This is a genomic window from Rhizobium sp. PAMB 3174 (assembly GCF_052908375.1).
This window is the reverse complement of sequence record NZ_CM128608.1, coordinates 2,652,884-2,675,612: the sequence shown is the minus strand read 5'-3', so window position 1 is coordinate 2,675,612 and position 22,729 is coordinate 2,652,884. Positions and strand designations below refer to the sequence as shown.

The window sequence follows — 22,729 nt, the reverse complement described above, 5'->3', positions numbered from 1 at the left end:
GTTGCCGTCTTCAAAGCCAGGAAATGCGGCCGTAATAGGCGGGTTCGGCTTCTTCTGCCAGCGCGTGCAGACCGGTCGGCTTGCGCTGCGCGGCTGCGTGGACGAGGCGGGCCCGTTCGTGAATCCCGAAGGTCGGGCGCAGCTCCGGCAGCTTCGGCTGCAGCCGTTCGATCATGATGCGTTCCAGCATCGGATCATGGTCCGGAAAGTCTTCGGCAAAGACCGGAGCGGCGGCAAGCGCCGCCCCGGCGATCAGCAATCCCCGTTTCAGCATGGTCTGAATTTCCCTGTCATTTCTTTTTGTTGACAGGGAAAATAACCGGAAAAATTTCAGAAAACGCCAAGGAAACTGGTTAGTTGAAGGCGAACGGCTTTGGTTTCCAAGAGGTTAGTTCGGCTGGCCGTCAGGCCCGCGAACCGCTCTCCACGCGGTCCTGGCCGAGCGCCTTGAACACCGTCGAGACGATGCCGGCCTTGTCGAGCCCGGCGCGGCTGTACATGGTTTCCGGCTTCATCTGTTCCATCCAGATGTCCGGCAGGACCATGGAGCGGAACTTCAGGCCCGTGTCGAGCAGTCCCTCATTGGCAAGGTAATGGGCGACATGGCTGCCGAAGCCGCCGACTGCGCCTTCCTCGATGGTGACGAGGACCTCGTGATGGGCGGCCAGCTGGCGGATCAGGTCGTGATCGAGCGGCTTGGCGAAACGGGCGTCGGCAACCGTCGTCGGCAGGCCGGAGGCATCCAGTTCTTCGGAAGCCAGCAAGCATTCGGCCAGTCGCGTGCCGAAGGAGAGGAGGGCGACCTTGGCGCCCTGCTTGATGATGCGGCCCTTGCCGATCTCCAGGATCTGGCCGCGCTCCGGCAGTTCAACGCCGACGCCTTCGCCGCGCGGATAGCGGAACGAGATCGGGCCTTCGTCGAAGGCGGCCGCGGTGCGCACCATATGTTTGAGTTCCGCCTCGTCCGCGGCAGCCATCACCACGAAGTTCGGCAGGGTGGCGAGGAAGGTCGTGTCGAAGGAGCCCGCATGGGTCGGCCCGTCGGCGCCGACGAAGCCGGCACGGTCGATCGGGAAACGCACCGGCAGGCCCTGGATTGCCACATCGTGGACGACCTGGTCATAGGCGCGCTGCAGGAAGGTCGAGTAGATCGCGGCAAACGGCTTGTAGCCCTCGGCCGCAAGGCCGGCGGCAAAGGTAACGGCGTGCTGTTCGGCGATCCCGACGTCAAAGCAGCGGGTCGGGAAGGCTTCGGCCAGCTTGTCGAGCCCGGTGCCCGATGGCATGGCGGCGGTAATCCCGACGATCTTGTCGTCATGGCCCGCTTCCTGCACCAGCGCATTGGCGAAGACGGAGGTGTAGCTCGGCGCATTCGGCTTGGCCTTCGCCTGCGCGCCGGTGATGACGTCGAACTTGTTGACGCCGTGATACTTGTCGGCAGCCTCTTCGGCCGGCGGATAGCCCTTGCCTTTCTGCGTCACGATGTGGATGAGGACCGGGCCCTTCTGGTTGTCGCGCACGTTGCGCAGCACTGGCAGCAGGTGATCGAAGGAGTGACCGTCGATCGGGCCGATGTGGTAGAAGCCCATTTCCTCGAACATGGTGCCGCCGGTCACGTAGCCGCGGGCGTGCTCGACGGCACGGGTGATGGCCCGGTCGATGTTCTTGCCGAGATAGGCGGTCAGCTTCTTGCCGAATTCCCTAAAGCCCATATAGGTCCGGCCGGAGGCGAGGCGGGCAAGATAGGCGCTCATCGCGCCGGTCGGCGGCGCAATCGACATGTCATTGTCGTTGAGGATGACGATCAGCCGTGCATCGAGCGCTCCGGCATTGTTGAGCGCTTCATAGGCCATGCCCGCCGACATCGCGCCGTCGCCGATGACGGCGATTACCTTGCGGTCCTTGTGGTCCAGTTCGGCGGCGACCGCCATGCCGAGGCCGGCCGAAATCGACGTCGAGGAATGGGCGGCGCCGAACGGATCGTATTCGCTTTCGGCCCGGCGGGTGAAGCCGGAGAGGCCACCTTCCTGGCGCAGCGTGCGGATGCGGTCGCGCCGGCCGGTGAGGATCTTGTGCGGATAACACTGGTGGCCGACGTCGAAGATCAGCCGGTCTTCAGGCGTGTTGAAGACCTTGTGGATCGCAATCGTCAATTCCACGACGCCAAGGCCGGCGCCCAGGTGGCCGCCGGTGCGCGAAACGGCCTCGATCATCTCGTCGCGCACTTCGCGGGCGAGCTGCGGCAGTGCCGCATCCTCCACCGATTTGAGGTCGGCGGGAATGTTGATGCTGTCCAGAAGAGGCGTGTCTATTTCGGTCAATTGCGGCGGTCTCGTTTAGCGTTATCTGGTGCGCCGGAAGCGATATTCAATAAGACGCCTTAGCACAAGCCGCCCCGTGCCGTCTCCCATTTCCTGTTCAACCCTGCGGCAAAGGCACAAATTCCTCCTCGTCGCCAGGCACGATATCGAAGCGGCCGGTGCGCCATTCTTCCTTCGCCTGTTCGATGCGTTCCTTCGAGGAGGAGACGAAATTCCACCAGATATAGCGCTTGGACGACATCGCTGCTCCGCCGAAGAGCATCAGGTGACAGCCGCGTTCGCCGGCCTGCAGCGTGATCGCGTCGCCGGGACGGAAGACGAGAAGCTGATCGCTGGCAAAGCGGTCACCGGCAATCACGACGTCGCCGGACAGGATATAGGCCGCGCGCTCCTCCGCCTGCGCCGCAAAGGGAAAGCGTGCGCCGGACTCGAGCGTCAGGTCCACATAAAGCGTGTCGGAGAAGACCTTCACCGGCGAGGCGAGGCCTTCGAGATTGCCGATCACCACACGTGCATGCGCGCCGTCGGCATTGATCTCGGGCATATCGCCGCGGGTCGTGTGCGCAAAGGCGGGGTCGATCTCCTCCATGTTGTCCGGCAGCGTCAGCCAGGTCTGCAGGCCGGAGATGGAGAAGGCGTCGCCGCGCAGCTTCTCCGGCGTGCGCTCGGAGTGGACGATGCCGCGGCCGGCCGTCATCAGGTTAATATCGCCGGGCTCGATGACCATTTCCGTGCCCAGGCTGTCGCGGTGCTTGATCTCGCCGTCGAACAGGTAGGTGACTGTCGAAAGGCCGATATGCGGATGCGGCTTGACGTCCAGGGCGTCGCCCGCGCGCAGCACGGCCGGTCCCATGCGGTCGAAGAAGATGAACGGGCCGACCAGTCGGCGCTTGGCTGTCGGCAGGGCGCGGCGCACTTCGAACCCGCCGATGTCGCTGGTGCGCGGGATGATCAGTTGCTCGATGGCGTCGCAGGCAAATGCGTCTCCCGCGACGGGATCCTTTCCGGGAAAGAAGGACATGGGGCTCACTCCGTTCTCAATGTCGATGCCGAACGCTACCCGTCATTCGTGTCGCGGCATAGGGCGAAAAACCGAACGCTGTTCCTCTGAAAAATTGACAGTCTTCAACGCCGTTCCACTTGCCAGACATCGGGTGATTATTATATAGGTTTACTTATCATAAGGAAGCTTACCTTTTTCAGGACGTAAACATTGAGCAGCAATCCGACACTCGGATTTTTATTGCATGATGTCGCTCGCCTGCTGCGCAAACGTTTTGAGCAGCAGGCGCGGCATATTGGGCTGACACGGTCTCAGTGGCAGACGCTTGCCTACCTCTCGCGCAACGAGGGCATCCACCAGAAGGCGCTCGCGGAAATCATCGACGTCGAACCGATCACCCTGCAGCGGATCATCGAGAAATTGATGGAGCGCGGCCTGGTCGAGCGTCGGCGTCACGAGACCGACCGGCGCATCTGGCTGCTCTTCATGACGGAGGAGGCGCGTCACCTGCTTGGCGACATGCGCGCCATTGGCGACGCCACGCGCAACGAAGCCCTGAAATCCATATCCCCGGCAGATCGTGAAAGGCTCTTCGAGATGCTCGAAACGATGAAGTCCAATCTCGTCGAGGCCTGCCGGTGCTCGGCCGACAAGGAAAACTGACATGAGCGAACCGACCGCTTTGCGTCCCACCGCCAATGAAAACAAGGAAACCGACGAGGCACCGGCTGCAGCCATTGCCGAGCCCGCAAAGTCCGGCCCCGCGGACAAGCCGCGCCGCAATACGCGCCGCCGCGTGCTGTTCGCGCTGCTGCCGGTCGCCCTCGTCGTTGGCGGCTATGTCTACGTCACCGGCGGGCAGGAGGTGAGCACGGACAACGCCTATGTCGCCGCCAACATTGTCGGCGTGTCGACGGACGTGGCGGGCACGGTGCAGTCGATCGAGGTGCACGAGAACGAGAACGTGAAGGCGGGCGATGTCCTCTTCCGCCTGAAGCCGGAGACGTTCCAGATCGCGCTCGAAGGCGCGAAGGCAAAACTCGAATCCGCCCGCAACGAGCTTCTGACCCTTCAGGCCAGCTACCGCCAGGCACAGGCGGAAACGGCCCAGGCCAAGGCCGATCTTCCCTATTACCAGGCGGCCTTCGACCGGCAGCAGAAGCTGGTGTCCATGAACACCGCCTCCCATGCCGAGTTCGACCAGGCCAAGCACAATCTCGACGCGGCGAAACAGAAGGTGATGGTAGCCGAGGCACAGGCAGCCGAAATGCTCGCCAAGCTCGGCGGCGACGCCGATACGCCGGTCGAGGAAAATCCTGTCTACCTTCAGGCGAAGGCCGCCGTTGACGACGCCAAGCGGCAGCTTGACGACACCGTCGTGCGCGCCCCCTTCGACGGTATCGCGACCAATGTCAGCGCCGTTCAGGTCGGCAGCTATCTCGACGCGGCCGAGGCGGCGTTCTCGCTGGTCTCGACCGAGAACATGTGGATCGCGGCCAATCCCAAGGAAACGCAGCTGACCTATGTGAAGCCGGGTCAGCCGGTGACGATCAGCGTCGATGCCTATCCGGGCGCCCAGTGGACCGGCAAGGTCGCAAGCGTCAGCCCGGCGTCCGAGTCGAGCTTTTCGCTGCTTCCGGCTCAGAATTCCTCCGGCAATTGGGTGAAGGTCGTTCAGCGCATTCCCATGCGCATTTCGATCGACGAGACCAACGGCAAGCCGCCGTTGCGCGCCGGCATGAGCACGGAAGTCGACATCGACACCGGCCATGCGCGCGGTCTGCCGCAGTTCGTCGACAACCTCATCGGCAAGAGGCCCGCTTACGCCAATGAGTAACGCCGCCACCATGGCAGCAGTGGAGGAGCCGGTCGTAAATCGCGGCGCAATCGCCGCCTGCGTCATCCTCGCCGTCATCATGCAGGCGCTCGACACCACGATCGCCAACGTCGCGCTTCCCTACATTCAGGGCAGCGTCGCAGCGAGCGCCGATCAGATCAACTGGGTCCTGACCTCCTATATCGTCGCCGCCGCGATCATGACGCCGCCGTCGGGCTTCCTTGCCGCCCGGTTCGGCCGCAAGCGCGTGCTGTCGACGGCAATCTTCGGCTTCGTGGCCGCCTCCGTTCTCTGCGGCCTCGCGCAATCGCTGACCCAGATCGTCGGCTTCCGTCTCCTGCAGGGCCTGTTCGGCGCCTCGCTCGTGCCGCTCTCGCAGGGCATCCTCCTCGACATCTATTCGGTCGAGGAGCGAGGCTCGGCCATGGCCATGTTCGGCGTTTCCGTCATGGTTGGCCCGGTTCTGGGACCCGTGCTCGGCGGCTGGCTGACCGAACACCTCAGCTGGCGCTGGGTCTTCTACATCAACGTCCCGATCGGCATCCTTGCCTTCATGGGCATCGGCATGTTCGTCAAGGAAACCAAGGTGGACGCCAAGGCGAGGCTCGACTGGTTCGGCTTCGGCATGCTGAGCGTCGCCATCGGCGCGCTGCAGCTCCTGCTCGACCGAGGCCAGCAGCTCGACTGGTTCTCGTCGGGGGAAATCATCCTGGAGTCGATCGTCTGTGGCGGAGCGTTCTACCTGTTTCTGGTCCACACCTTCACGGCGGAGAAGACCTTCGTCAATCCGAGGCTGTTTCTGGACCGCAATTTCGCGATCAGCATCCTGTTCATCTTCGTCATCGGTGTCACCTATCTCGCCTCGCTGGCGCTGATGACGCCCTATCTGCAAACGCTGATGGAATATCCCGTCATCACCGCCGGCATCGTCATGGGGCCGCGCGGGCTCGGCACCATGGCCTGCATGTTCATCGTCGGACGGCTGATCGGCAAGGTCGACACGCGCTATCTGCTTTTAATCGGCCTCGGCGTCACTGCCTGGGCCATGTACGAAATGACCATGTGGACGCCGGACATTTCCCAGTGGACGATCATCTGGGTCGGCTTCGTCCAGGGCGCTGGCCTCGGCTTCCTGTTCGTGCCGCTGACGACGATCGCCTTTGCGACGCTGCCCGCCGATATGCGCGGCGACGGAACGGGTCTCTACAATCTGTCGCGCAACATCGGCTCCAGCGTCGGCATTGCCGTGGTCTCGGCTCTTCTTGTCCAGAACACGCAGATCAACCACGCGCAGATTGCCGCCTTCGTCACGCCGTTCAACCATGCCTTCGACGCGCCGGCCGCCGCTGCCCTCAGCCCGCATACGGTGAGCGGCATCTCGACGCTGGACGGTATCGTTACGCTGCAGGCGACGATCATTGCCTATGCCGACGACTTCAAGCTATTGATGCTGATGTCGATCGCGGTGATGCCGCTGATCTTCCTTCTGCGGAAGCCTGCAAAGACAGGCCGCAGCAGCGATCAGGAAGAGGCGATCGAGATCGCCCTGGAATAGGAAGGAAAGGAGAGCCGCTTACTCCGCGTCGAGCGGCTCGACGCCCTGCGGCTGGCCGGAACGGTCGAGGCGGATCTTCTCGATGCGCTTCTCGGCGGCGGTCAGAAGTTTCTCGCAATGCTTCTTCAGCGCCTCTCCGCGCTCGTAGATGCCGATCGATTCCTCCAGCGCCACGTCGCCGCGCTCCAGCCGGCCGACGATCGTCTCGAGCTCGGCGACCGCCTTTTCGAACGGCAGGCCCGCGATGTCGTCGCCCTTGGTCTTGTCGCTCATGGTCATCCTTTCATCAGTCTCAAGATGTGCATTCCGGCGGACTCGGCGAGTCCCTCCAGATCATAGCCGCCCTCCAGCACGCTGACGAGGCGGTTTCCGGCATGCTTGTCGGCAAGTTCCATCAGTTTCGCCGTCGCCCAGTCGAAATCCTCGCCGACGAGGTTGATCTGCGCCAGCGGATCGCGGTGGTGGGCGTCGAAGCCGGCCGAGACGAGGATGAGGTCGGGCGAGAAGTCGTCGACCGCCCTCAGCACCCGCGACCGGAACGCCTCGCGGAAATGGTCGCTGCCGTCGTTTGCCGAGAGCGGTGCATTGACTATGGTGTTGTGCGCACCCGTCTCGTTCTTGGCGCCGGAGCCCGGATAGAGCGGCATCTGGTGGGTCGAGCAGAACAGTACGTTCGGGTCGTCCCAGAAGATGTCCTGCGTGCCGTTGCCGTGGTGGACGTCCCAGTCGACGATGGCGATGCGTTCGGCGCCGTGGACCTTCTGCGCGTGCCGTGCGGCAATCGCCACGTTGTTGAACAGGCAGAAGCCCATGGCCGTCTGCCTCTCGGCGTGGTGGCCGGGTGGGCGGCAGGCGACGAAGGCATTGTCGGCCGCGCCGGAAAACACGTCGTCGACCGCGGCCATCGCCCCGCCGATGCCGGTCAGCGCCGCCTGCAGGCTTTTCGGGCTCGCATAGGTATCGGCTTCGATCTGATGGATGCCTTCCTCGGGGATCTGCCGCATGACCGAGAACAGGTGCGCTTCCGGGTGGGCGAGCAGCACGGCGTCCTCGTTCGCCTGCGGGGCCGGCTTGCGGTCGAGAGTGGCGAAGAAGGGGTGTTCGAGCGCGACGTTCAGCGAGCGCAGCCGGTCGATCCGTTCGGGATGGCCGGGTGGTGTCTCGTGTTCAAGGAAGATCGTGTGCTCGTAGAGGCGCGTCGTCATGTCCGGACCCTACTGATCGAGGAAACTGTCGTCCATGCAAATGGCGTATCGCGCGGTCATTTTCAACAGCGCATGAAAAAGCCCCGGTTTTGGACCGGGGCTCGAAGGTATTGGGTTGCGGTCGGCCGTTTCAGGCGCGCGAGTGCAGCAGCGGGTAGCCCGACAGCACGATGCGCCCGGCAAGCGTCGCGATCACCGCCTTGACGAGGTCGCCGGGGATGAAGGTCAGGTTGCCGGAGATCAGCGCCATGAGGTCGGTGCCGGAGGAGATCTTCAGCCAGGCGATGCCCATGAGGTAGACGACGCCGATGCCGCCGATGACGGAGGCCGCGAAGAAGGCGGCAAGCTGGCGGCCTTCCGACTGGCCGTCACGCACGAAGCGCTCGGCGATCAGGCCGGTGACATAGGTGCCGACGATCCAGCCGAAGATATAGCCGGCGGTCGGCCCCATCAGGATGTTCATGCCGCCGCGTCCGCCCGACAGCACCGGCAGGCCGATGGCGACCATCAGCACGAACAGGACATAGGCGAGCGCCCCGCGCTTGGCGCCGATGATGCAGCCGGCCAGCATGACGCCCATCGACTGCGCCGTGATCGGCACCGGAATGAAGGCGAGCGTGATCGGCGGAATGAAGCCGAGCACCACCACGATCGCCGCGAAAAGTGCAATGAGAACCAGGTCCCTGCTGTTCATCGATGTGTCTCCCCACTCGAAATATGGGGATTTCATTGACCGCGAATGCCACGGGCGTCAATGGCGGAGGCGATCATGTCGGCGTCTTTGAGGGTCAAAATAATCAGGGGGCCAAGGATCGTTCGCGTACGAACTCTGATGCCGCGAGCCTCATGCGCCTCCTTCAGCGTCTGGTAGCGGGCGAAGATGTCCGGCACGAATCGCAGCACCAGGCCGAGCGCCAGGCTGACGTCATGGGCCTTCACCAGTCCGATGCGCTCCAGCGGCGTCAGCAGCACCGTGATCTCGTCCATGAAGGCGTCGATCGTGGTCGTCGCTGTGACCGCGGCGGCAAAGAGGACGACAGCAGTCAGCCGGAAGGTGGTCGCGACCGCCTCGTGCCACGGACCGATATAGAGATTGACGAGCATCAGCACAAAAATGGTGAAGAGCACGAAGCCGATGCGCGACAGTGCGTCACGAACCGTCAGGCCAAGGCTGAAATAGATCGCAGCCGCCACAAGGAAGACGGGAACCAGAACCCAGAAGCTGCTGATCGGAAACAGCACGATCCCGAGAAGGAGGAGCGCGATCAGCTTCACCCGTGCCGAAAGCCGGTGAAAGAGCGTGTCGCCCTCGACATAGAGGCTCTTCAGCATCCGGCGATCTCCCGGTAGCGGGCAATCACGTCGGCCGGCGCGCCGTCTGCCTCCAGCCGGCCCTCGTGGAACAGCAGCACGCGGTCGAAGTCTTCGATGAAGGGCAAGTCGTGGCTGATGACGACGGCCTGCTGCTCGAGCCTTGCGATCGTCTCCTTCACCAGCTTGCGGTTTTTCAGGTCAAGCTGGTTGGCGGGCTCGTCAAAGATCAGGAGGCCGGGGCCGGTGACCGTGACGCCGGCGATCGCCGCCAGCTGCGTTTCGCCGCCGGAAAGCTCGTGGACGCGCCGCTCCGCCAGATGCGCGATGCCGAACCGGGCCAGGATGTCGGCGGTCCGCGCGGCGACATCTTCCTTGGCAACGCCATGCGCCTTGAGGCCGAAGGCGATATCGTCCTTCAGGATCGGCATGATTAGCTGCTGCTGCGGGTTCTGAAAGATGAAGCCGACCTTGCGCAGCACCGCGCCGGCATCCTTGACGGTGTCGAGCCCGTCGACCGTCACGCTGCCGGCCGTCGGTTTGACGAGCCCGTTGATCAGCTTGGCGAAGGTGGTCTTGCCGGAACCATTCAGCCCGACGACGCCTATGCGCCGCTCCGCAAGCGTCACCGTCAAAGGCTGAAGCGCGGTCCGGTTGCCGAAGGTGACAGATGCGCCGGAAAAGCGGATTTCCAAAGTTTTGCTCCGTGTGCTACCGGCAGGCTCTATAGACCAAGCGCGGCCAAAGGGAAACGCACGGCAGCGTTGAAGCCGAAGGCGAGGGGAGGCGTATCGCATGGCTGGCAACACGGTGGACGATCAAGCCGCCATGGCTCTTCGCGGACACCATTTCCTCTGTCTGCTGACCTACAAGGGATACGGCTATACGCCGGGCTTCGTGGATAACATGTCCGCCATAGCCGCAGCCATCAATTCCGGGCGACCCGTCCGGCTGGTCAGCGGACCGGACGACATTTGCGGCGCACTCTCCGCCGAAGACCGCGTTGCCTGCGATCACGATTGCTTCCGGGTCGAGACAATGATGATCGACGACCTTGCGCTCAAGGCGGTCGAGCCATTCTTTCCCGGCGGAATGGCAGGCGAGTTTTTCATCACCCCGGACATCGCCGCCGCCCTGCGCGCAGCCTTTGTCGAAGGTTCGATCCGGGCCGCCTGTACCAACTGCCGGTGGAAGGCGTTTTGCAATGATATTGCCGCCGACAGCTTTGCCGACACGTTGCTGTGGCCGTCGTCCTGATTTCCTGTGTCCAGTATCGGTTTTAATAAAGGCGCTTGAACAAATCAGGAACGTGTGCATGGATAGGCCATGGCGATTCCGGTTTCCAATTCGAACGCGCGCAGGATCTTCCTCGCAAAGCAGGGTCTTTCGGCCACGCCGTCGCGTGCCATGTCGAAGGACGACCTTCTGCAGCTGATCCACGATATCGGCTTCGTGCAGGTCGACAGCATCCAGACCGTGACGCGCGCCCACGACCAGATCCTGTTTTCACGCAACCAGACCTTCAAGCGCGAGCATCTGCGCGCGCTTCTCGAGAAGGACAGGGCGCTCTTCGAACACTGGACACATGACGCCGCCATTCTGCCGACGGCCTTCTTTCCTTACTGGAAACATCGCTTCAGGCGCCGGGAGGCGGGGATCCGGGAGCGCTGGGCCAAGTGGCAGGGCCAGGATTTCGACAAGGCCTTCGATGAAACCTATGAGCGGATTGCGGCCGGCGGTTCCATCTTCGCCCGTGAGGTGAAGGCCGAGGATCACAAGTCCGGCGGCTGGTGGGAATGGCATCCGTCGAAGACCGCGCTGGAATTCCTCTGGCACACCGGCAAGCTTTCGATCTGCCACCGCGAGAATTTCCAGAAGGCCTACGACCTGACCGAGCGGGTGATCCCCGGCCATATTCTCAAGGCCGAGGTGTCGCACGAGGATTTCGTCGACTGGGCCTGTCTGAGCGCGCTGGAGCGGCTGGGCTTTGCCACCCATGGCGAGATCGCCGCCTTCTGGGACCTGATCTCGCCGGAGGAGGCACGGGACTGGGTGAAGGCGAACCGCGACCGGCTGGACGAGGTGGAGATCGAGACGGTCGACGGCGGCAAGCCGCGCAGCTCTTACTGCCTCATGGATTTCTCCGCCCATCCGGATGACTGGCCGGAGCCGCCGGGCCGTGTCCGTGTCCTGAGCCCCTTCGATCCGCTGCTGCGCGACCGCAACCGCGCCGAACGCTTGTTCGGCTTCCGCTATCGCATCGAGGTCTTCGTGCCGGAGCCGAAGCGGGAATACGGCTATTATGTCTTTCCGCTGCTGGAGGGCGACCGGATGATCGGCCGGATCGACATGAAGACGGACCGCAAGGAGGGGACCTTGAACGTCCGCCGCCTGTGGCTCGAACCGAAGGTGCGCGCCTCGGCCGGTCGTCTCGAGAAGCTTGAGGCCGAGCTCGCCCGCGTCGCGCGGTTTGTGGGCGTCGATCGGGTTTCCTATGACGACGGCTGGATGACCGGCTGATCGCGCCATCTTTGCGCTTCATCAATATTTTTGATCATGAGCCGGTTGCTCCTTCGAACCCCTTATGGGAATGTTGAGTCTGCAGTGCGCTGCAACATTCGAGCAAGGGACGGCAGGACATACATGACGAAACCCGTGATCGGCATCATTGGAAATGCCCTTCGTGTGGAGGACCGCTTCTCGGTGCAGATGGTCGGGGAGCGCAACTTGAACGCCGTTGCCAACGTGCTCGGCGCCCTGCCGCTGATGTTTGCCGGCGACCCGGCTCTCACCGACATCGACGATCTTCTCTCCGTCGTCGACGGCGTGCTCCTGACCGGGGCGCGCGCCAATGTACATCCGAGCCGCTTCCGCACCGAACCCAGCGAAAAGCACGAACCCTATGACGAGGCCCGCGATGCCGTCGCCCTGCCGCTGATCGATGCCTGCGTCGAGCGCGGCGTGCCGCTTTTCGGCATCTGCCGGGGTTTTCAGGAAATGAACGTCGCCGGCGGCGGTTCTCTGCATCCGGAAATTCGCGAACTGCCGGGGCGGATCAATCACCGCATGCCGCGGCTGGAGACCGGCGAAATCCATCCGGATCCCGAGGTTGTCTTCGCCGACCGGCATTCGGTCAAGCTCGAATCCGGTGGCGTGTTCGCGCGCATTTTCGGCAGCGACACGATCCGGGTCAATTCATTGCACGGCCAGGGCATTCTCGTCGTCGGAGACCGTATCGCCGCCGAGGGCATCGCCGATGACGGCACGATCGAGGCGATCCGTTTCCGGGACGCCAAGGGCTTCGCGCTCGGCGTCCAGTGGCACGCCGAATACGATCCGGAGCGCAATCCGGTCAACCGCGCCCTGTTCGACGCCTTCGGTGCCGCCGTCAGAGCCTACAAGGACGGCACGGTCGCGGCCGCCTGATGGATCAGCAGACGATCGTCTCGCTGATCGTGATGCCGAAGCCTTCCAGCCCGACATAGTGACGCTCGCGCGAGCTCAGAAGCTTGATCGATTCGACGCCGAGGTCCTTCAGGATCTGCGCGCCGAGGCCGATCTCCAGCCATTCGCTTTCCCGTGACCGCGCGGTGTCATGCCCTTCGCGACCCTTGCGACCGGTATCGTGGTGGCCGACGCCGACCGAACCCTCGCGCAGATAGACGATGACGCCGCGGCCTTCGGTTGCGATGCGCTGCATGTGCGGCAGCACGGCCGGCAACTTGCCGAAGACGTCGGTCGCGACGTTTTCCGGATGCAGGCGCACCGGGATGTTCGCGCCGTCGCGAATGTCGCCGAAGACGACGGCCATGTGCTGCATCGGATCCCAGGGCAGGGAATAGGTATGCGCCTTGGCGGGGCCCACGGGCGTCTCGATATTGAAAGTGGCGATCTCCTCGATCAGCCGCTCCTTGCGCTGGCGGTGGGCAATCAGGTCGGCAACCGAAACCTGCTTAAGGCCATGCGTCTGCGCAAAGCTCGCCACCTGCGGGCCACGCATCACGGTGCCGTCGTCATTGACCATCTCGCAGATCACGCCCACCGGCGGAAGGCCGGCCAGCTTGCAGAGGTCGACCGCGGCTTCCGTATGGCCGGAGCGCATCAGCACGCCGCCTTCGCGGGCGATCAGCGGGAAGATGTGGCCCGGACGGACAAAATCGGCGGGCCCGACATTCGGATTGGCGAGATTGCGCACCGTCAGCGTCCGGTCTTCGGCCGAAATGCCGGTCGTCGTGCCGTGCTTGAAGTCTACGGTCACCGTGAACGCGGTGGTATGGGCGCTGTCGTTTTCCGCCACCATGGCGTTGAGGTTCAGCCGCTTGGCTTCCTCGCGCGGCATCGGCGCGCAGACGATGCCCGACGTGTGGCGCACGATGAAGGCCATCTTTTCCGGGGTACAGTGGACGGCGGCGACGATCAGGTCGCCTTCGTTCTCGCGGTCGTCGTCATCGGTGACGACGACGATTTCGCCTGCCTCGAAGGCGCGGATGGCGTCGACGACGCGCTTCTGATCGTATGCCATGGAAACTGTCCTAGCGTGTCTTGCCGGTCTGGCCCCGGTCTCTGAGATAATGGTCGGCGATGATGCAGGCGAGCATGGCTTCGCCGATCGGCACGGCGCGGATGCCGACGCACGGATCGTGGCGGCCCTTGGTGCGCACATCGACATTGTTGCCGTCGGAATCGATCGAGCGGCGCTCGGTCAGGATCGACGAGGTCGGCTTGATGGCGAAGCGGGCGACGACCGGCATGCCGGTCGAAATGCCGCCCAGAACGCCGCCGGCATGGTTCGACAGGAAGATCGGCTTGCCGTCATTGCCCATGCGCATTTCGTCGGCATTTTCCTCGCCGGTAATCTCGGCGGCCTCGAAGCCGTTGCCGATCTCCACGCCCTTGACCGCGTTGATCGACATCAGGCCGGAGGCGATGTCCTGGTCGAGCTTGCTGTAGATCGGAGCGCCAAGACCGGCTGGAACCCCTTCGGCGATCACTTCGACCACGGCGCCGACGGACGAACCCGCCTTGCGGATACCGTCCAGATACTCTTCCCAGACCGGAACGATCGCCGGGTCGGGCGCGAAGAAGGGGTTTTCCCCGACCTGATCCCAGTCCCAGTTGTCGCGGTTGATCTTGTGCTTGCCGATCTGCACGAGGGCCCCGCGGATGGTAACACCGGGGATGACCTTGCGGGCGATGCCGCCGGCAGCAACCCGCGCCGCCGTCTCGCGGGCCGATGAGCGACCGCCGCCGCGATAGTCGCGAATGCCGTATTTTTCGTCATAGGTGAAGTCGGCATGCCCCGGCCGGTAGCGCTTGGCGATCTCGCCGTAGTCCTTGGAGCGCTGGTCGGTGTTCTCGATCATCATCGAGATCGGCGTGCCGGTGGAAATCATCGTCTCGCCGTCCTCGTCCAGCATCACGCCGGAGAGCACCTTGACGAGGTCGTCCTCGCGCCGCTGGGTCACGAACCGCGACTGGCCGGGCTTGCGCTTGTCGAGCCAGGCCTGCAGTTCGGCAAGCGTGAAGCGGATGCCGGGAGGGCAACCATCGACGACGCAGCCGAGCGCCGGCCCGTGGCTTTCACCCCAGGTGGTGACGCGGAAAAGGTGACCGAATGTGTTATGCGACATGGTTCTGTCCGTAAGGCTTGGCGGCTGCCGTGACGGCCGTTTGTCTAAGGCGCGTCACTCATAGTGGAAAAACGGCGCAAGGCAAATTCCTTTGTGCTCCGTCGCAGCGTCTCTTTGCGACAATGGCCATTTTCGGGTGCACGCTGCGGGGTCGCCAAAGTTTCACTTGCCAACCCAGGAAAAAAGATCATCAATCCAGTCGCAAAACCGCCCGGCGAGGGCAAAAAATCCGCCACATTCGAAGTGCTCCATGGCCAGCGAAGGACGATGCATATGATCCAGACCGAAAGGCGCCACATGAATTATCTGTTTGCTGCGTTGATTGCTGTTGCCAGCCTCCTGTCTCCGCTCGCGTCCTTCGCGCAGAGCGCCGACGTCGAGGCAACGATCACCAAGGTCGATACATCCGACCTGACGCTGACGCTGGATGACGGCAAGACCTACCAGGTGCCGTCCGAATTCAACTTCGACGGTCTCGCCGCCGGCGTGAAGGTCACCGTGTTCTACACGGTCGTTGACGGCAAGCGCGTCGTTGATGACCTGGAAATCGCGCAGTAGCTGCCTATATGCCTTAATCAGTACGTTTGTTCAGCACCTGATGTACTCTGCGGCCCTACGGAAAAATCCGTAGCGGCCGCTTTCTTTTGCGCCGGTCCGTGACGCCCTCAGAAGGGGGAGTGAAGCGACGGCGATGTCCCGCCGATCCACTCTATGACGTTCTGCTGCCTGTCGATCCTGAGGAGCCGGTCCTGCGGCACGCCCATCGTGGCGGCTTCTTCCTTGTCCATGTTGTCGATCAGGCGGAACAACGTCCGGATCACGCCGCCATGGCAGACGCACACCGTCGGGCGGTTGACCGATTGCAGCCAGGAGCCGATGCGCCACGACAGGATCTCGTAGCTTTCCGCGTGATCGCCCGGCGGGATGAAGTCCCATTTGTTGTCCGCACGCGCGGCAAGTCTTTCCGGTACGCGCACCTCGAGTTCGGCAAGCGTGGACCCTTCCCAGTCGCCGAAGGAGACCTCCACCAGTCTCTCGTCGGTCCTGTAGGCGCTGGGGTCCAGCCCCATTTCCGTCCGCAGGAGTTCCATGGTCTCGCGGGTTCGGCCAAGCGGGCTGGAGACGAAGTCGAACATGTCCGTCTCGTCTCCCAGGATTGTTTTCAGGGCTCGGCCATTGCCGCGCGCCTGTGCCCGCCCCCTGTCGTTCAACGGGATATCCTTCTGCCCCTGCATGCGCAATTCCGCATTCCAGTCTGTCTGGCCATGGCGAACGACGTAGATGATCAAGAAGAGAGCCTCGAAAAATGAATGGACCGGGAGCTTAAAATACGAACGGAGCCAACCGGCTCCGTTCGTGTTCCTTGTCTGAAGGGACGTCAGTCCTTGGACACGACGATGTCCGGAGCGTCCACCGCCTTCATGCCGATCGTGTGGTAACCGGAATCGCAATGGTGCACTTCGCCGGTCACGCCGGTCGACAGGTCCGACAGCAGGTAGAGCGCCGAATTGCCGACTTCGTCGATCGAGACGGTGCGCTTCAGCGGCGCGTTGTACTCGTTCCACTTCAGGATGTAGCGGAAGTCGCCGATACCGGAGGCGGCCAGCGTCTTGATCGGACCGGCGGAAATGGCGTTGACGCGGATGCCGCGGTCGCCCATGTCGACGGCAAGGTAGCGCACGCTCGCCTCGAGCGCGGCCTTGGCGACGCCCATGACGTTATAATGCGGCATCACCTTTTCGGCGCCGTAATAGGTCAGCGTCACGATCGAGCCACCATCGTTCATGATCCGCTCGGCGCGCTTGGCCACGGCGGTCAGCGAATAGACGGAGATGTCCATCGTGCGGGCGAAGTTCTCGCGGCTCGTCTCGATGTAGCGGCCGGTCAGTTCGTCCTTGTCGGAAAACGCGATGGCGTGCACGACGAAATCGATCTTGCCCCATTCCTTTTCGAGCGTCTCGAAGACGGCGTCAATGGAGGCAAGGTCGGTCACGTCACAATGGCCGGCCATGACAGCGCCAAGTTCCTGTGCCAGCGGTTCGACACGCTTCTTCAGGGCGTCGCCTTGCCAGGTCAGCGCCAGATCCGCACCGGCATCCGCACAGGCCTTGGCAATGCCCCAGGCGATGGATCGATTGTTGGCCACACCCATGATGACGCCGCGCTTGCCGCTCATGAGGCCGGTTACTTCAGCCATGCTATGCTCCCAAGATCAAGAATTGCGAATTTGCCTATGGCATAGCGTGACGGGCGGTTCAAGCTTCACCGAGATCAGGAACTGTTAGGAACCGTAACAAACAGTGCGCCACCGGCCGGTGGGCCGGATTCCAAGGGCTTGGAGCGAACACCTGGCTAGAGATAAAGACCCTGGCGCATGATGCGCATCAGGTCGGTGACTTTTTCGTCCGGTTTTTCGCCGAGGAAAATGCGCAACTCGACGATGAGATCGCCTCGTCCGTCATCCTCGGTCTTCAACCCGTGGCCGGAAATACGGATGGTTTTTTCCGAGCCGGACCAGGGCTCGACCGTGACCGGAATGGACCCCTGCGGCCCCTCGACTTCGGTCTGCAGACCTAGGACGGCGTCCTCCAGGGATATCGGCAGTACCGTGCGGATGTCATGGCCTTCGACCGAAAAGGCGATGTCGCGGGCGACGCGAAGCGTGACGAACAGGTCGCCGTTGCGCATGCCCGTCAGCCGCGAGCCATGGCCCTTGAGCTCGACGACATATCCCTCGGTCATGCCGGGAGTAAGGTAGAATCCGACGTCGCGCTCGTCCGGCGTCGTAACCGTCGTCCAGCGACCGGAAAGCAGTTCGCCAATGGTGACTTCCTTGTCGAGGTGATAGTCGGGCGCCTGCTCGGGCGGCGGGCGGTAGCCGGTGATCCGGCGGTAGAAGGAGACGAGCAGTTCGGCGGCCTGCAGCTTCAGCCTGTTGGCAGATGCCGAGGCCTTGGCGTTTTCCAATCCGCCTTCCGGCTGCTCCTCGAAGTCTGGCGATGCCGCGTCGGAAGGCTTGCCGCTCTGGTTGTCCGTCTTGCCGGCGGTGCCGGCCTTGGGCGAGGAGGGCGAAGCCCCGGAGGTGGCGCCGGGCTTTGCGGCAGTCTCGGACTGGGCTGCACGGGCGCTCGCATTGGCCTGGCGTGCCATTTCGGCGAGTGCCTCGGCCTCGCGGGCTTGCCGTTCGGCCTCGCGTTTGGCTGCGGCTCGCGCCTCTTCGCGCTTCTGCATGAAAGTAGGCTCGCCGTCCTTGCCCTGGACGGCACCGCGCGCCTGGTCGAGCAGATCGCGCTTGGCGGGGTTTTTCAGCATGTCGTAGGCCTTGCCGACCTCGGCAAACTGCGAGGCCGCATCCGGATTGTCGCGGTTGCGGTCGGGATGAAACGCCTTGGCGGCCGACCGCCAGGCCGACTTGATCTCTTTTTCGCTGGCATTGCTGTCGACGCCGAGCACTGCGTAAGGGTCGCGCATTCTTCTTGAACCCGCTTATGGACGGCCTGTCTTTCCCAGGCGCGAATGAATCCTTTGACCGGTACTTTTGGGGGCCGGCAAATCGTGAACCGAGAGTATGCGCGGAGACTCGCTAATCAGTCGTTACGTTCGCTTGAAGGAAATCGTGAAAATTCGAACCGATGTTTGAAAAACCGGCGGTTACAGCTGCTCGAAGCGCAATACGCGCCATGTGCCGTCGCTGCTGAGGCAGGCGAGACCGGAAAACTTGGCAATGCCGGCGTAGGAATGACGCGTCGTCGTGAACTGCCGGCAGGTCATGCCTTCGGCCATCTGCTCGGCGATCGAGGTCACGACGCCGGAGCTTCCGGTGGCCGTGTTGGCCCAGGGGAGGGGATCGTTGCCAAGCTTGCCGAGGTCGGCGGAAGTGACTGCATTGCCCACCGTCGTCTCGTCGGAATTGACCGTCTTGGCGCGCACATCGCTGATCGATCGGGTATTGATCGAATTGTCCGTCGCTGCGCTGGTGAGATAATCCTGTCCAGCACCGAAGCAACCGGATAAAACGACCGGAGCGACGGCCATCGCCAGAAGCAGAACGGATTTGCGAACCCGGCCTGTTGTCTTGAAAGATGGTCTTGCTGGATGAATCAAAACGAAACCTGTTACCTACGCGCTACAGAACTGGAAAAAGAGGCATTTTAATCAATATGTCGCAAGATGAGTTAACAAGCGGTGACTTTACCGAGGCTGAACACCCCGTCGATTTGTTCGACAGCTGGTTGAAGGACGCGCAGGCCTCCGAGATCAACGATCCGAACGCTGTGGCGCTGGCAACGGTCGATGCAGACGGCATGCCCAATGTCCGCATGGTTTTGCTGAAGGGGTTCGATACCAACGGCTTCGTCTTCTACACGAATTTCGAAAGCCGGAAAGGGCAGGAACTTCTTGGCCAGAAGAAGGCCGCGATGTGTTTTCACTGGAAATCCCTGCGCCGGCAGGTGCGTATTCGCGGTCCGGTCGAGGTCGTGACCGATGCCGAGGCCGACGAATACTTTGCCTCCCGCCCGCGCGGCAGCCGAATCGGCGCCTGGGCGTCCAAGCAGTCCCGTCCGCTGGAAGGCCGCTTCGCGCTGGAGAAGTCCGTCGCCGAATATACGGCGCGCTATGCCATCGGCGACATTCCGCGACCGCCCTACTGGTCGGGCTTCCGCATCCGTCCGGTTTCGATCGAGTTCTGGCACGACCGCAAGTTTCGCCTGCACGACCGCATCGAGTTTGCCCGCGAGACGCCGGAAGGCGGCTGGACCAAGACGCGGATGTATCCCTGACGGGTTTGCAGGTCTGACCGGCAGAGGTTCAGAGCAGGAACGGCAGGCCTGAGGCCAGCGCCGAGACATAGCGCGGCTTCTGGTAGAGACCGTTCAGGGAAACGCGGGGCAGGGCGAAGAGATTGTCGCGCCCGCCGCCGCGCAGCAGGCCCGGTGACGTGGTGACCGCCAGCGCGAAGCCGGCTTCGGCTGCCAGCCTGTGCTCGCGGGCGGAAACCGCCTTCGCGAAACCGTAGGGATAGGCGATCGTCGTCGGCCGGCTGCCGGTGATCTTTTCCACATAGTCGGCGGCTTCGATCATTTCGCTGCGCGCCGCCTCTTCGTCGAGCAGCGCCAGCGCCGGATGCGTGACGGTATGGGCGCCGAGACTGACCAGGGGGTGCGCGGCGAAGCGTTTCAGCTCGTAGGCATCCATCGTCTCGTCGTGGACGATCGACTGCGGGTGGACGTTGAGCGCCCGGCCGGCCTGGTCGATCTTGCGCACGAAGGTGGCTTCGTCTTCGCAAAACGCCGCGCCCTCGAGCCTGTTGAATGCCGCCATCTTGCCGGCGGTGGTCCTGATTTCGACCGTCTCCCGGCCCTGGCCGAAGTCGAACTGGAACTTGTCGGCATATTGCAGCATGGCTGCCGCCGTCTCCCACCAGATCGTCTGGCTGCGCTCGGCAAAGCCCTTGGTCACGAAGACGGTCAAGGGGACATCGGCCTCCTCGAACACCGGCAGGGCATAGCGCGCGTTGTCGCGGTAGCCGTCATCCAGCGTGAAGGCGGCGAAGGGCCTGTCGCGGTCACCTCCGGCGAGAAGCGCGGGGATCTCGTCGAGGCGGACGAAGTCGAAACCGTCATGTTGAAGTTGCTCAATCGCGTCCGCCAGAAAATCCGGGGTAATCTCCAGATGCGCGTTCGGGTCGAAGTCGTGTTCCGTCTTGGGCCGCACATGATGAAGTGTGAAAATGATGCCACGGGCGCGAATGCGTCCCCCGAGCCGCGCGGCAACGGCTGCCGCCTCCAGGCCACCCGTGATGACGGCGCGCTTGATCGCCCGCTTGGCGCTGTTCCTGATAATCGTGAACAAGGCTATCCCCCGCCTGCATTCCTGAAGTCCGGCTGCACCCCGCAGCGTGGACTGCCAAAAATCCCCTCTCTCTATGGATAAACTCTTAAGCGCCGCGCGCAAAGTCCGGCGACGTGTGCCGCTCCGGGGTGACGGGGACGGCTAGGACGCAAGCGGCCGCTCGCCGCAATCCTCGAAAAGACGGAGCAGATAGCCGTCCGGATCGGCGATGATGAACTGCCGATTGCCGACTTCGTGATCGTCGCGCCGATACCACTTTTCCTCCAGTGGCAGGAAAAGATCGACGCCTGCGTTCTGCAGTCTGTCCAGGATTGCCGCCAGATCTGTAACAAGAATCTGGAAATTGACGCCGAGGCCGAGCGGTGGGGTGAGGGGAGCGGGCTCGAACGTGCGGCCCTTGCCGATCTCGTCGAGCATCAGCTGCGCTTCGCCCCTGGCCAGGAAGGCGAACCCTTCCTCGGGGCGCTCATAGAGCACATTGAAGCCCAGGAGGTCGCAATAGAAGGAAAGGCTTGCGGCGCAATCCGTCACCGCAAGCTCGGGAACGAGCGCGTTCGCGCTGGTCACGTCCTGGTGCCGCCGACGGTCACCTGGTCCATCCTGAGATGCGGCTGGCCGACGCCGACCGGCACCCACTGGCCGCCCTTGCCGCAATTGCCGATGCCGGTGTCGAGCGACATGTCGTTGCCGATCATCGAGACGCGCTTCATCGCCTGCGGGCCGTTGCCGATCAGCATCGCGCCCTTGACCGGCGCGCCGATCTTGCCGTCCTCGATCATGTAGGCTTCGGTGCAGCCGAAAACGAACTTGCCGGAGGTGATGTCCACCTGTCCGCCACCGAAGGACACGGCATAGAGACCCTTCTTGACCGAGGAGATGATCTCTTCCGGCGTCTTGTCGCCCGACAGCATGTAGGTGTTGGTCATGCGCGGCATCGGTACGGAGGAGTAGCCCTGCCGGCGGCCGTTGCCGGTCGGCTTCATGCCCATCAGCCGGGCGTTCTGGCGGTCCTGCATGTAGCCTACCAACCTGCCGTTTTCGATCAGCACGTTGTAGGCCGACGGCGTGCCTTCGTCGTCGATGCTGATCGAACCGCGGCGGTTCTCGATCGTGCCGTCGTCGACGACGGTCACGCCCGGAGCCGCGACCATCTCGCCCATCAGTCCGGCGAAGGCGGACGTCTTCTTGCGGTTGAAATCGCCTTCCAGCCCGTGGCCGACGGCCTCGTGCAGCATGACACCGGGCCAGCCATTGCCGAGCACGACGTCCATGGTGCCGGCCGGCGCCTCGATGGCGTCGAGATTGATGAGCGCCTGGCGCAGCGCCTCGTCAGCGCCGTGCTGCCAGTTCTCTTCGGTCAGGAATTCGGTAAAGCCGACCCGGCCGCCCTGGCCGAAGGAACCGGACTCCTGCCGGTCGCCGTCGCCCGTGACGACGGAGATGTTGAGGCGGGTCATCGGCCGGATGTCGCGCACCCGGTGGCCGTCGGCGCGCAGGATATCGACCACCTGCCAGCTGGCGGAGACCGACGCCGTGACCTGGCGGACCTTCGGATCCTTGGCGCGCAGATAGGCGTCGATGTCCTGCAGCAGCTTCACCTTCTCCTCGAAGGTCGGCTGGCCGATCGGGTTCTCGTCGCCGTAGAGCTTCTTGTTGGTCCGCTGGGGTGCTGCGGCATAGGTGCCGGAATAACCGCGCGTGACGGCCCCGACCGCGTCGGCAGCCCGCTTGAGGGCCGCTACCGACAGGTCGCCCGCATGCGCGAAGCCGACGGCTTCGCCGGCAACAGCGCGCAGGCCGAAGCCCTGGTCGGTGTTGAAGCTGCCGCCCTTGAGGCGGCCATTGTCGAAGGACAGCGATTCCGCCTGGGCGTGCTCGATGTAGAGCTCGCCGTCGTCGGCGTGCTTCAGCGCATCGGCGATGACGGCGCGAACCTCTGCTTCGTCTGCATCGAACAGGGTGAGTAGATCGTCATTCATGGGCTGAGGCTCCGCAATTGGTGTTTGCACACGCA

At 63.2% G+C, this 22,729-nt stretch carries 25 protein-coding genes; 8 read left to right on the top strand and 17 right to left on the bottom strand.

Annotated features, from left to right (window positions below; translation table 11 throughout):
- Window positions 1–10: 10 nt before the first annotated feature.
- From ACU5AY_RS12900 to ACU5AY_RS12890, 3 genes are all read right to left on the bottom strand, one after another.
- Window positions 11–274, bottom strand: coding sequence for a hypothetical protein (locus tag ACU5AY_RS12900; protein ID WP_446826517.1), 264 nt, complete (start codon window positions 272–274; stop codon window positions 11–13).
- A 130-nt stretch (window positions 275–404) separates the two neighbouring features.
- Window positions 405–2,321, bottom strand: a complete 1,917-nt coding sequence (gene dxs / locus ACU5AY_RS12895) for a 1-deoxy-D-xylulose-5-phosphate synthase (protein ID WP_446826516.1) — start codon at window positions 2,319–2,321, stop codon at window positions 405–407.
- Window positions 2,322–2,418: 97 nt separating this feature from the next.
- A complete protein-coding gene (locus ACU5AY_RS12890) occupies window positions 2,419–3,342 on the bottom strand; it encodes a pirin family protein (protein ID WP_446826515.1) in 924 nt (307 codons plus the stop codon).
- A 192-nt stretch (window positions 3,343–3,534) separates the two neighbouring features.
- Between ACU5AY_RS12890 and ACU5AY_RS12885 the strand changes: the two genes are divergently transcribed.
- From ACU5AY_RS12885 to ACU5AY_RS12875, 3 genes are read left to right on the top strand one after another with little or no spacing between them, the layout of a single operon-like run.
- A complete protein-coding gene (locus ACU5AY_RS12885; RefSeq protein ID WP_446825100.1) occupies window positions 3,535–3,987 on the top strand; it encodes a MarR family winged helix-turn-helix transcriptional regulator in 453 nt (150 codons plus the stop codon).
- A gap of 1 nt (window position 3,988) precedes the next feature.
- Window positions 3,989–5,161: an HlyD family secretion protein gene (locus tag ACU5AY_RS12880; protein WP_446826514.1), complete on the top strand. Its 1,173-nt coding sequence runs from the start codon at window positions 3,989–3,991 to the stop codon at window positions 5,159–5,161.
- Complete coding sequence (locus ACU5AY_RS12875; protein WP_446826513.1) at window positions 5,154–6,716, top strand: DHA2 family efflux MFS transporter permease subunit; 1,563 nt, start codon at window positions 5,154–5,156, stop codon at window positions 6,714–6,716. Before ACU5AY_RS12880 ends, ACU5AY_RS12875 begins: the two co-directional genes overlap by 8 nt.
- Window positions 6,717–6,734: 18 nt before the next feature.
- Here ACU5AY_RS12875 and ACU5AY_RS12870 read toward each other — a convergent pair whose 3' ends face one another.
- The 5 genes from ACU5AY_RS12870 to ACU5AY_RS12850 form a co-directional block, all read right to left on the bottom strand.
- The gene (locus ACU5AY_RS12870; RefSeq protein ID WP_446826512.1) at window positions 6,735–6,989 is read right to left on the bottom strand and encodes an exodeoxyribonuclease VII small subunit; all 255 of its coding nucleotides are present in this window, start codon (window positions 6,987–6,989) and stop codon (window positions 6,735–6,737) included.
- Between the two features lie 2 nt (window positions 6,990–6,991).
- On the bottom strand, window positions 6,992–7,921 hold the full coding sequence (locus ACU5AY_RS12865; RefSeq protein ID WP_446826511.1) for a histone deacetylase family protein: 930 nt from the start codon (window positions 7,919–7,921) through the stop codon (window positions 6,992–6,994).
- A gap of 130 nt (window positions 7,922–8,051) precedes the next feature.
- A complete protein-coding gene (locus tag ACU5AY_RS12860) occupies window positions 8,052–8,615 on the bottom strand; it encodes a biotin transporter BioY (protein WP_446825095.1) in 564 nt (187 codons plus the stop codon).
- A gap of 32 nt (window positions 8,616–8,647) precedes the next feature.
- The gene (locus ACU5AY_RS12855) at window positions 8,648–9,253 is read right to left on the bottom strand and encodes an energy-coupling factor transporter transmembrane component T family protein (protein WP_446826510.1); all 606 of its coding nucleotides are present in this window, start codon (window positions 9,251–9,253) and stop codon (window positions 8,648–8,650) included.
- The gene (locus ACU5AY_RS12850) at window positions 9,247–9,927 is read right to left on the bottom strand and encodes an energy-coupling factor ABC transporter ATP-binding protein (RefSeq protein ID WP_446826509.1); all 681 of its coding nucleotides are present in this window, start codon (window positions 9,925–9,927) and stop codon (window positions 9,247–9,249) included. Before ACU5AY_RS12850 ends, ACU5AY_RS12855 begins: the two co-directional genes overlap by 7 nt.
- 100 nt (window positions 9,928–10,027) lie before the next feature.
- On the opposite strand from ACU5AY_RS12850, the gene ACU5AY_RS12845 reads away from it, so the two are divergent.
- The 3 genes from ACU5AY_RS12845 to ACU5AY_RS12835 all read left to right on the top strand — a co-directional run bounded on the left by ACU5AY_RS12845 (window position 10,028) and on the right by ACU5AY_RS12835 (window position 12,658).
- Window positions 10,028–10,489 (top strand): DUF1284 domain-containing protein, encoded by a 462-nt coding sequence (locus ACU5AY_RS12845; protein WP_446826508.1) that lies wholly within the window; start codon window positions 10,028–10,030, stop codon window positions 10,487–10,489.
- Between the two features lie 69 nt (window positions 10,490–10,558).
- Window positions 10,559–11,752 (top strand): winged helix-turn-helix domain-containing protein, encoded by a 1,194-nt coding sequence (locus ACU5AY_RS12840; protein ID WP_446826507.1) that lies wholly within the window; start codon window positions 10,559–10,561, stop codon window positions 11,750–11,752.
- Between the two features lie 123 nt (window positions 11,753–11,875).
- Window positions 11,876–12,658, top strand: coding sequence for a gamma-glutamyl-gamma-aminobutyrate hydrolase family protein (locus ACU5AY_RS12835; RefSeq protein ID WP_446826506.1), 783 nt, complete (start codon window positions 11,876–11,878; stop codon window positions 12,656–12,658).
- Between the two features lie 4 nt (window positions 12,659–12,662).
- Here the strand turns inward: ACU5AY_RS12835 and ribB are convergent, their stop codons facing one another.
- Together ribB and aroC are read right to left on the bottom strand one after the other, a co-directional pair.
- The gene (ribB, locus tag ACU5AY_RS12830; RefSeq protein WP_446826505.1) at window positions 12,663–13,754 is read right to left on the bottom strand and encodes a 3,4-dihydroxy-2-butanone-4-phosphate synthase; all 1,092 of its coding nucleotides are present in this window, start codon (window positions 13,752–13,754) and stop codon (window positions 12,663–12,665) included.
- A gap of 10 nt (window positions 13,755–13,764) precedes the next feature.
- On the bottom strand, window positions 13,765–14,862 hold the full coding sequence (gene aroC / locus ACU5AY_RS12825) for a chorismate synthase (protein ID WP_446826504.1): 1,098 nt from the start codon (window positions 14,860–14,862) through the stop codon (window positions 13,765–13,767).
- A 297-nt stretch (window positions 14,863–15,159) separates the two neighbouring features.
- Here aroC and ACU5AY_RS12820 point away from each other — a divergent pair, with 297 nt between their 5' ends.
- Window positions 15,160–15,420, top strand: a complete 261-nt coding sequence (locus ACU5AY_RS12820; RefSeq protein ID WP_446825934.1) for a DUF1344 domain-containing protein — start codon at window positions 15,160–15,162, stop codon at window positions 15,418–15,420.
- Window positions 15,421–15,527: 107 nt separating this feature from the next.
- On the opposite strand, the gene ACU5AY_RS12815 is transcribed toward ACU5AY_RS12820, so the two are convergent.
- The 4 genes from ACU5AY_RS12815 to ACU5AY_RS12800 all read right to left on the bottom strand — a co-directional run bounded on the left by ACU5AY_RS12815 (window position 15,528) and on the right by ACU5AY_RS12800 (window position 18,897).
- Window positions 15,528–16,151 (bottom strand): histidine phosphatase family protein, encoded by a 624-nt coding sequence (locus ACU5AY_RS12815; RefSeq protein ID WP_446826503.1) that lies wholly within the window; start codon window positions 16,149–16,151, stop codon window positions 15,528–15,530.
- 89 nt (window positions 16,152–16,240) lie between these two features.
- Window positions 16,241–17,059, bottom strand: a complete 819-nt coding sequence (gene fabI, locus ACU5AY_RS12810; protein WP_446825086.1) for an enoyl-ACP reductase FabI — start codon at window positions 17,057–17,059, stop codon at window positions 16,241–16,243.
- A gap of 155 nt (window positions 17,060–17,214) precedes the next feature.
- Window positions 17,215–18,333, bottom strand: a complete 1,119-nt coding sequence (locus ACU5AY_RS12805) for a DnaJ C-terminal domain-containing protein (RefSeq protein WP_446826502.1) — start codon at window positions 18,331–18,333, stop codon at window positions 17,215–17,217.
- A 180-nt stretch (window positions 18,334–18,513) separates the two neighbouring features.
- Window positions 18,514–18,897: an RT0821/Lpp0805 family surface protein gene (locus ACU5AY_RS12800; RefSeq protein ID WP_446826501.1), complete on the bottom strand. Its 384-nt coding sequence runs from the start codon at window positions 18,895–18,897 to the stop codon at window positions 18,514–18,516.
- 125 nt (window positions 18,898–19,022) lie between these two features.
- Between ACU5AY_RS12800 and pdxH the strand changes: the two genes are divergently transcribed.
- Window positions 19,023–19,643, top strand: a complete 621-nt coding sequence (gene pdxH / locus ACU5AY_RS12795; RefSeq protein ID WP_446829016.1) for a pyridoxamine 5'-phosphate oxidase — start codon at window positions 19,023–19,025, stop codon at window positions 19,641–19,643.
- A 28-nt stretch (window positions 19,644–19,671) separates the two neighbouring features.
- Here pdxH and ACU5AY_RS12790 read toward each other — a convergent pair whose 3' ends face one another.
- The 3 genes from ACU5AY_RS12790 to tldD all read right to left on the bottom strand — a co-directional run bounded on the left by ACU5AY_RS12790 (window position 19,672) and on the right by tldD (window position 22,694).
- Entirely contained in the window at window positions 19,672–20,715 is a 1,044-nt protein-coding gene (locus ACU5AY_RS12790) for a polysaccharide deacetylase family protein (protein ID WP_446826500.1), read from the bottom strand.
- A gap of 141 nt (window positions 20,716–20,856) precedes the next feature.
- Window positions 20,857–21,282, bottom strand: coding sequence for a bleomycin resistance protein (locus tag ACU5AY_RS12785; RefSeq protein WP_446826499.1), 426 nt, complete (start codon window positions 21,280–21,282; stop codon window positions 20,857–20,859).
- On the bottom strand, window positions 21,279–22,694 hold the full coding sequence (gene tldD, locus ACU5AY_RS12780) for a metalloprotease TldD (protein WP_446826498.1): 1,416 nt from the start codon (window positions 22,692–22,694) through the stop codon (window positions 21,279–21,281). The genes ACU5AY_RS12785 and tldD overlap by 4 nt, the downstream gene beginning before the upstream one ends.
- Window positions 22,695–22,729 lie beyond the last annotated feature (35 nt).

Excerpts from the sequence above, each read along its gene's own strand:
- fabI (WP_446825086.1), bottom strand. The coding sequence starts at position 17,059 with ATGGCTGAAGTAACCGGCCTCATGAGCGGCAAGCGCGGCGTCATCATG.
- ACU5AY_RS12805 (WP_446826502.1), bottom strand. The coding sequence starts at position 18,333 with ATGCGCGACCCTTACGCAGTGCTCGGCGTCGACAGCAATGCCAGCGAA.
- pdxH (WP_446829016.1), top strand. The coding sequence starts at position 19,023 with ATGTCGCAAGATGAGTTAACAAGCGGTGACTTTACCGAGGCTGAACAC.
- ACU5AY_RS12860 (WP_446825095.1), bottom strand. The coding sequence starts at position 8,615 with ATGAACAGCAGGGACCTGGTTCTCATTGCACTTTTCGCGGCGATCGTG.
- ACU5AY_RS12865 (WP_446826511.1), bottom strand. The coding sequence starts at position 7,921 with ATGACGACGCGCCTCTACGAGCACACGATCTTCCTTGAACACGAGACA.
- tldD (WP_446826498.1), bottom strand. The coding sequence starts at position 22,694 with ATGAATGACGATCTACTCACCCTGTTCGATGCAGACGAAGCAGAGGTT.
- ACU5AY_RS12835 (WP_446826506.1), top strand. The coding sequence starts at position 11,876 with ATGACGAAACCCGTGATCGGCATCATTGGAAATGCCCTTCGTGTGGAG.
- ACU5AY_RS12880 (WP_446826514.1), top strand. The coding sequence starts at position 3,989 with ATGAGCGAACCGACCGCTTTGCGTCCCACCGCCAATGAAAACAAGGAA.
- ACU5AY_RS12870 (WP_446826512.1), bottom strand. The coding sequence starts at position 6,989 with ATGAGCGACAAGACCAAGGGCGACGACATCGCGGGCCTGCCGTTCGAA.
- ACU5AY_RS12875 (WP_446826513.1), top strand. The coding sequence starts at position 5,154 with ATGAGTAACGCCGCCACCATGGCAGCAGTGGAGGAGCCGGTCGTAAAT.
- ACU5AY_RS12855 (WP_446826510.1), bottom strand. The coding sequence starts at position 9,253 with ATGCTGAAGAGCCTCTATGTCGAGGGCGACACGCTCTTTCACCGGCTT.
- ACU5AY_RS12845 (WP_446826508.1), top strand. The coding sequence starts at position 10,028 with ATGGCTGGCAACACGGTGGACGATCAAGCCGCCATGGCTCTTCGCGGA.
- ACU5AY_RS12890 (WP_446826515.1), bottom strand. The coding sequence starts at position 3,342 with ATGTCCTTCTTTCCCGGAAAGGATCCCGTCGCGGGAGACGCATTTGCC.
- ACU5AY_RS12800 (WP_446826501.1), bottom strand. The coding sequence starts at position 18,897 with ATGGCCGTCGCTCCGGTCGTTTTATCCGGTTGCTTCGGTGCTGGACAG.
- ACU5AY_RS12900 (WP_446826517.1), bottom strand. The coding sequence starts at position 274 with ATGCTGAAACGGGGATTGCTGATCGCCGGGGCGGCGCTTGCCGCCGCT.
- aroC (WP_446826504.1), bottom strand. The coding sequence starts at position 14,862 with ATGTCGCATAACACATTCGGTCACCTTTTCCGCGTCACCACCTGGGGT.
- ACU5AY_RS12820 (WP_446825934.1), top strand. The coding sequence starts at position 15,160 with ATGAATTATCTGTTTGCTGCGTTGATTGCTGTTGCCAGCCTCCTGTCT.
- ribB (WP_446826505.1), bottom strand. The coding sequence starts at position 13,754 with ATGGCATACGATCAGAAGCGCGTCGTCGACGCCATCCGCGCCTTCGAG.
- ACU5AY_RS12840 (WP_446826507.1), top strand. The coding sequence starts at position 10,559 with ATGGCGATTCCGGTTTCCAATTCGAACGCGCGCAGGATCTTCCTCGCA.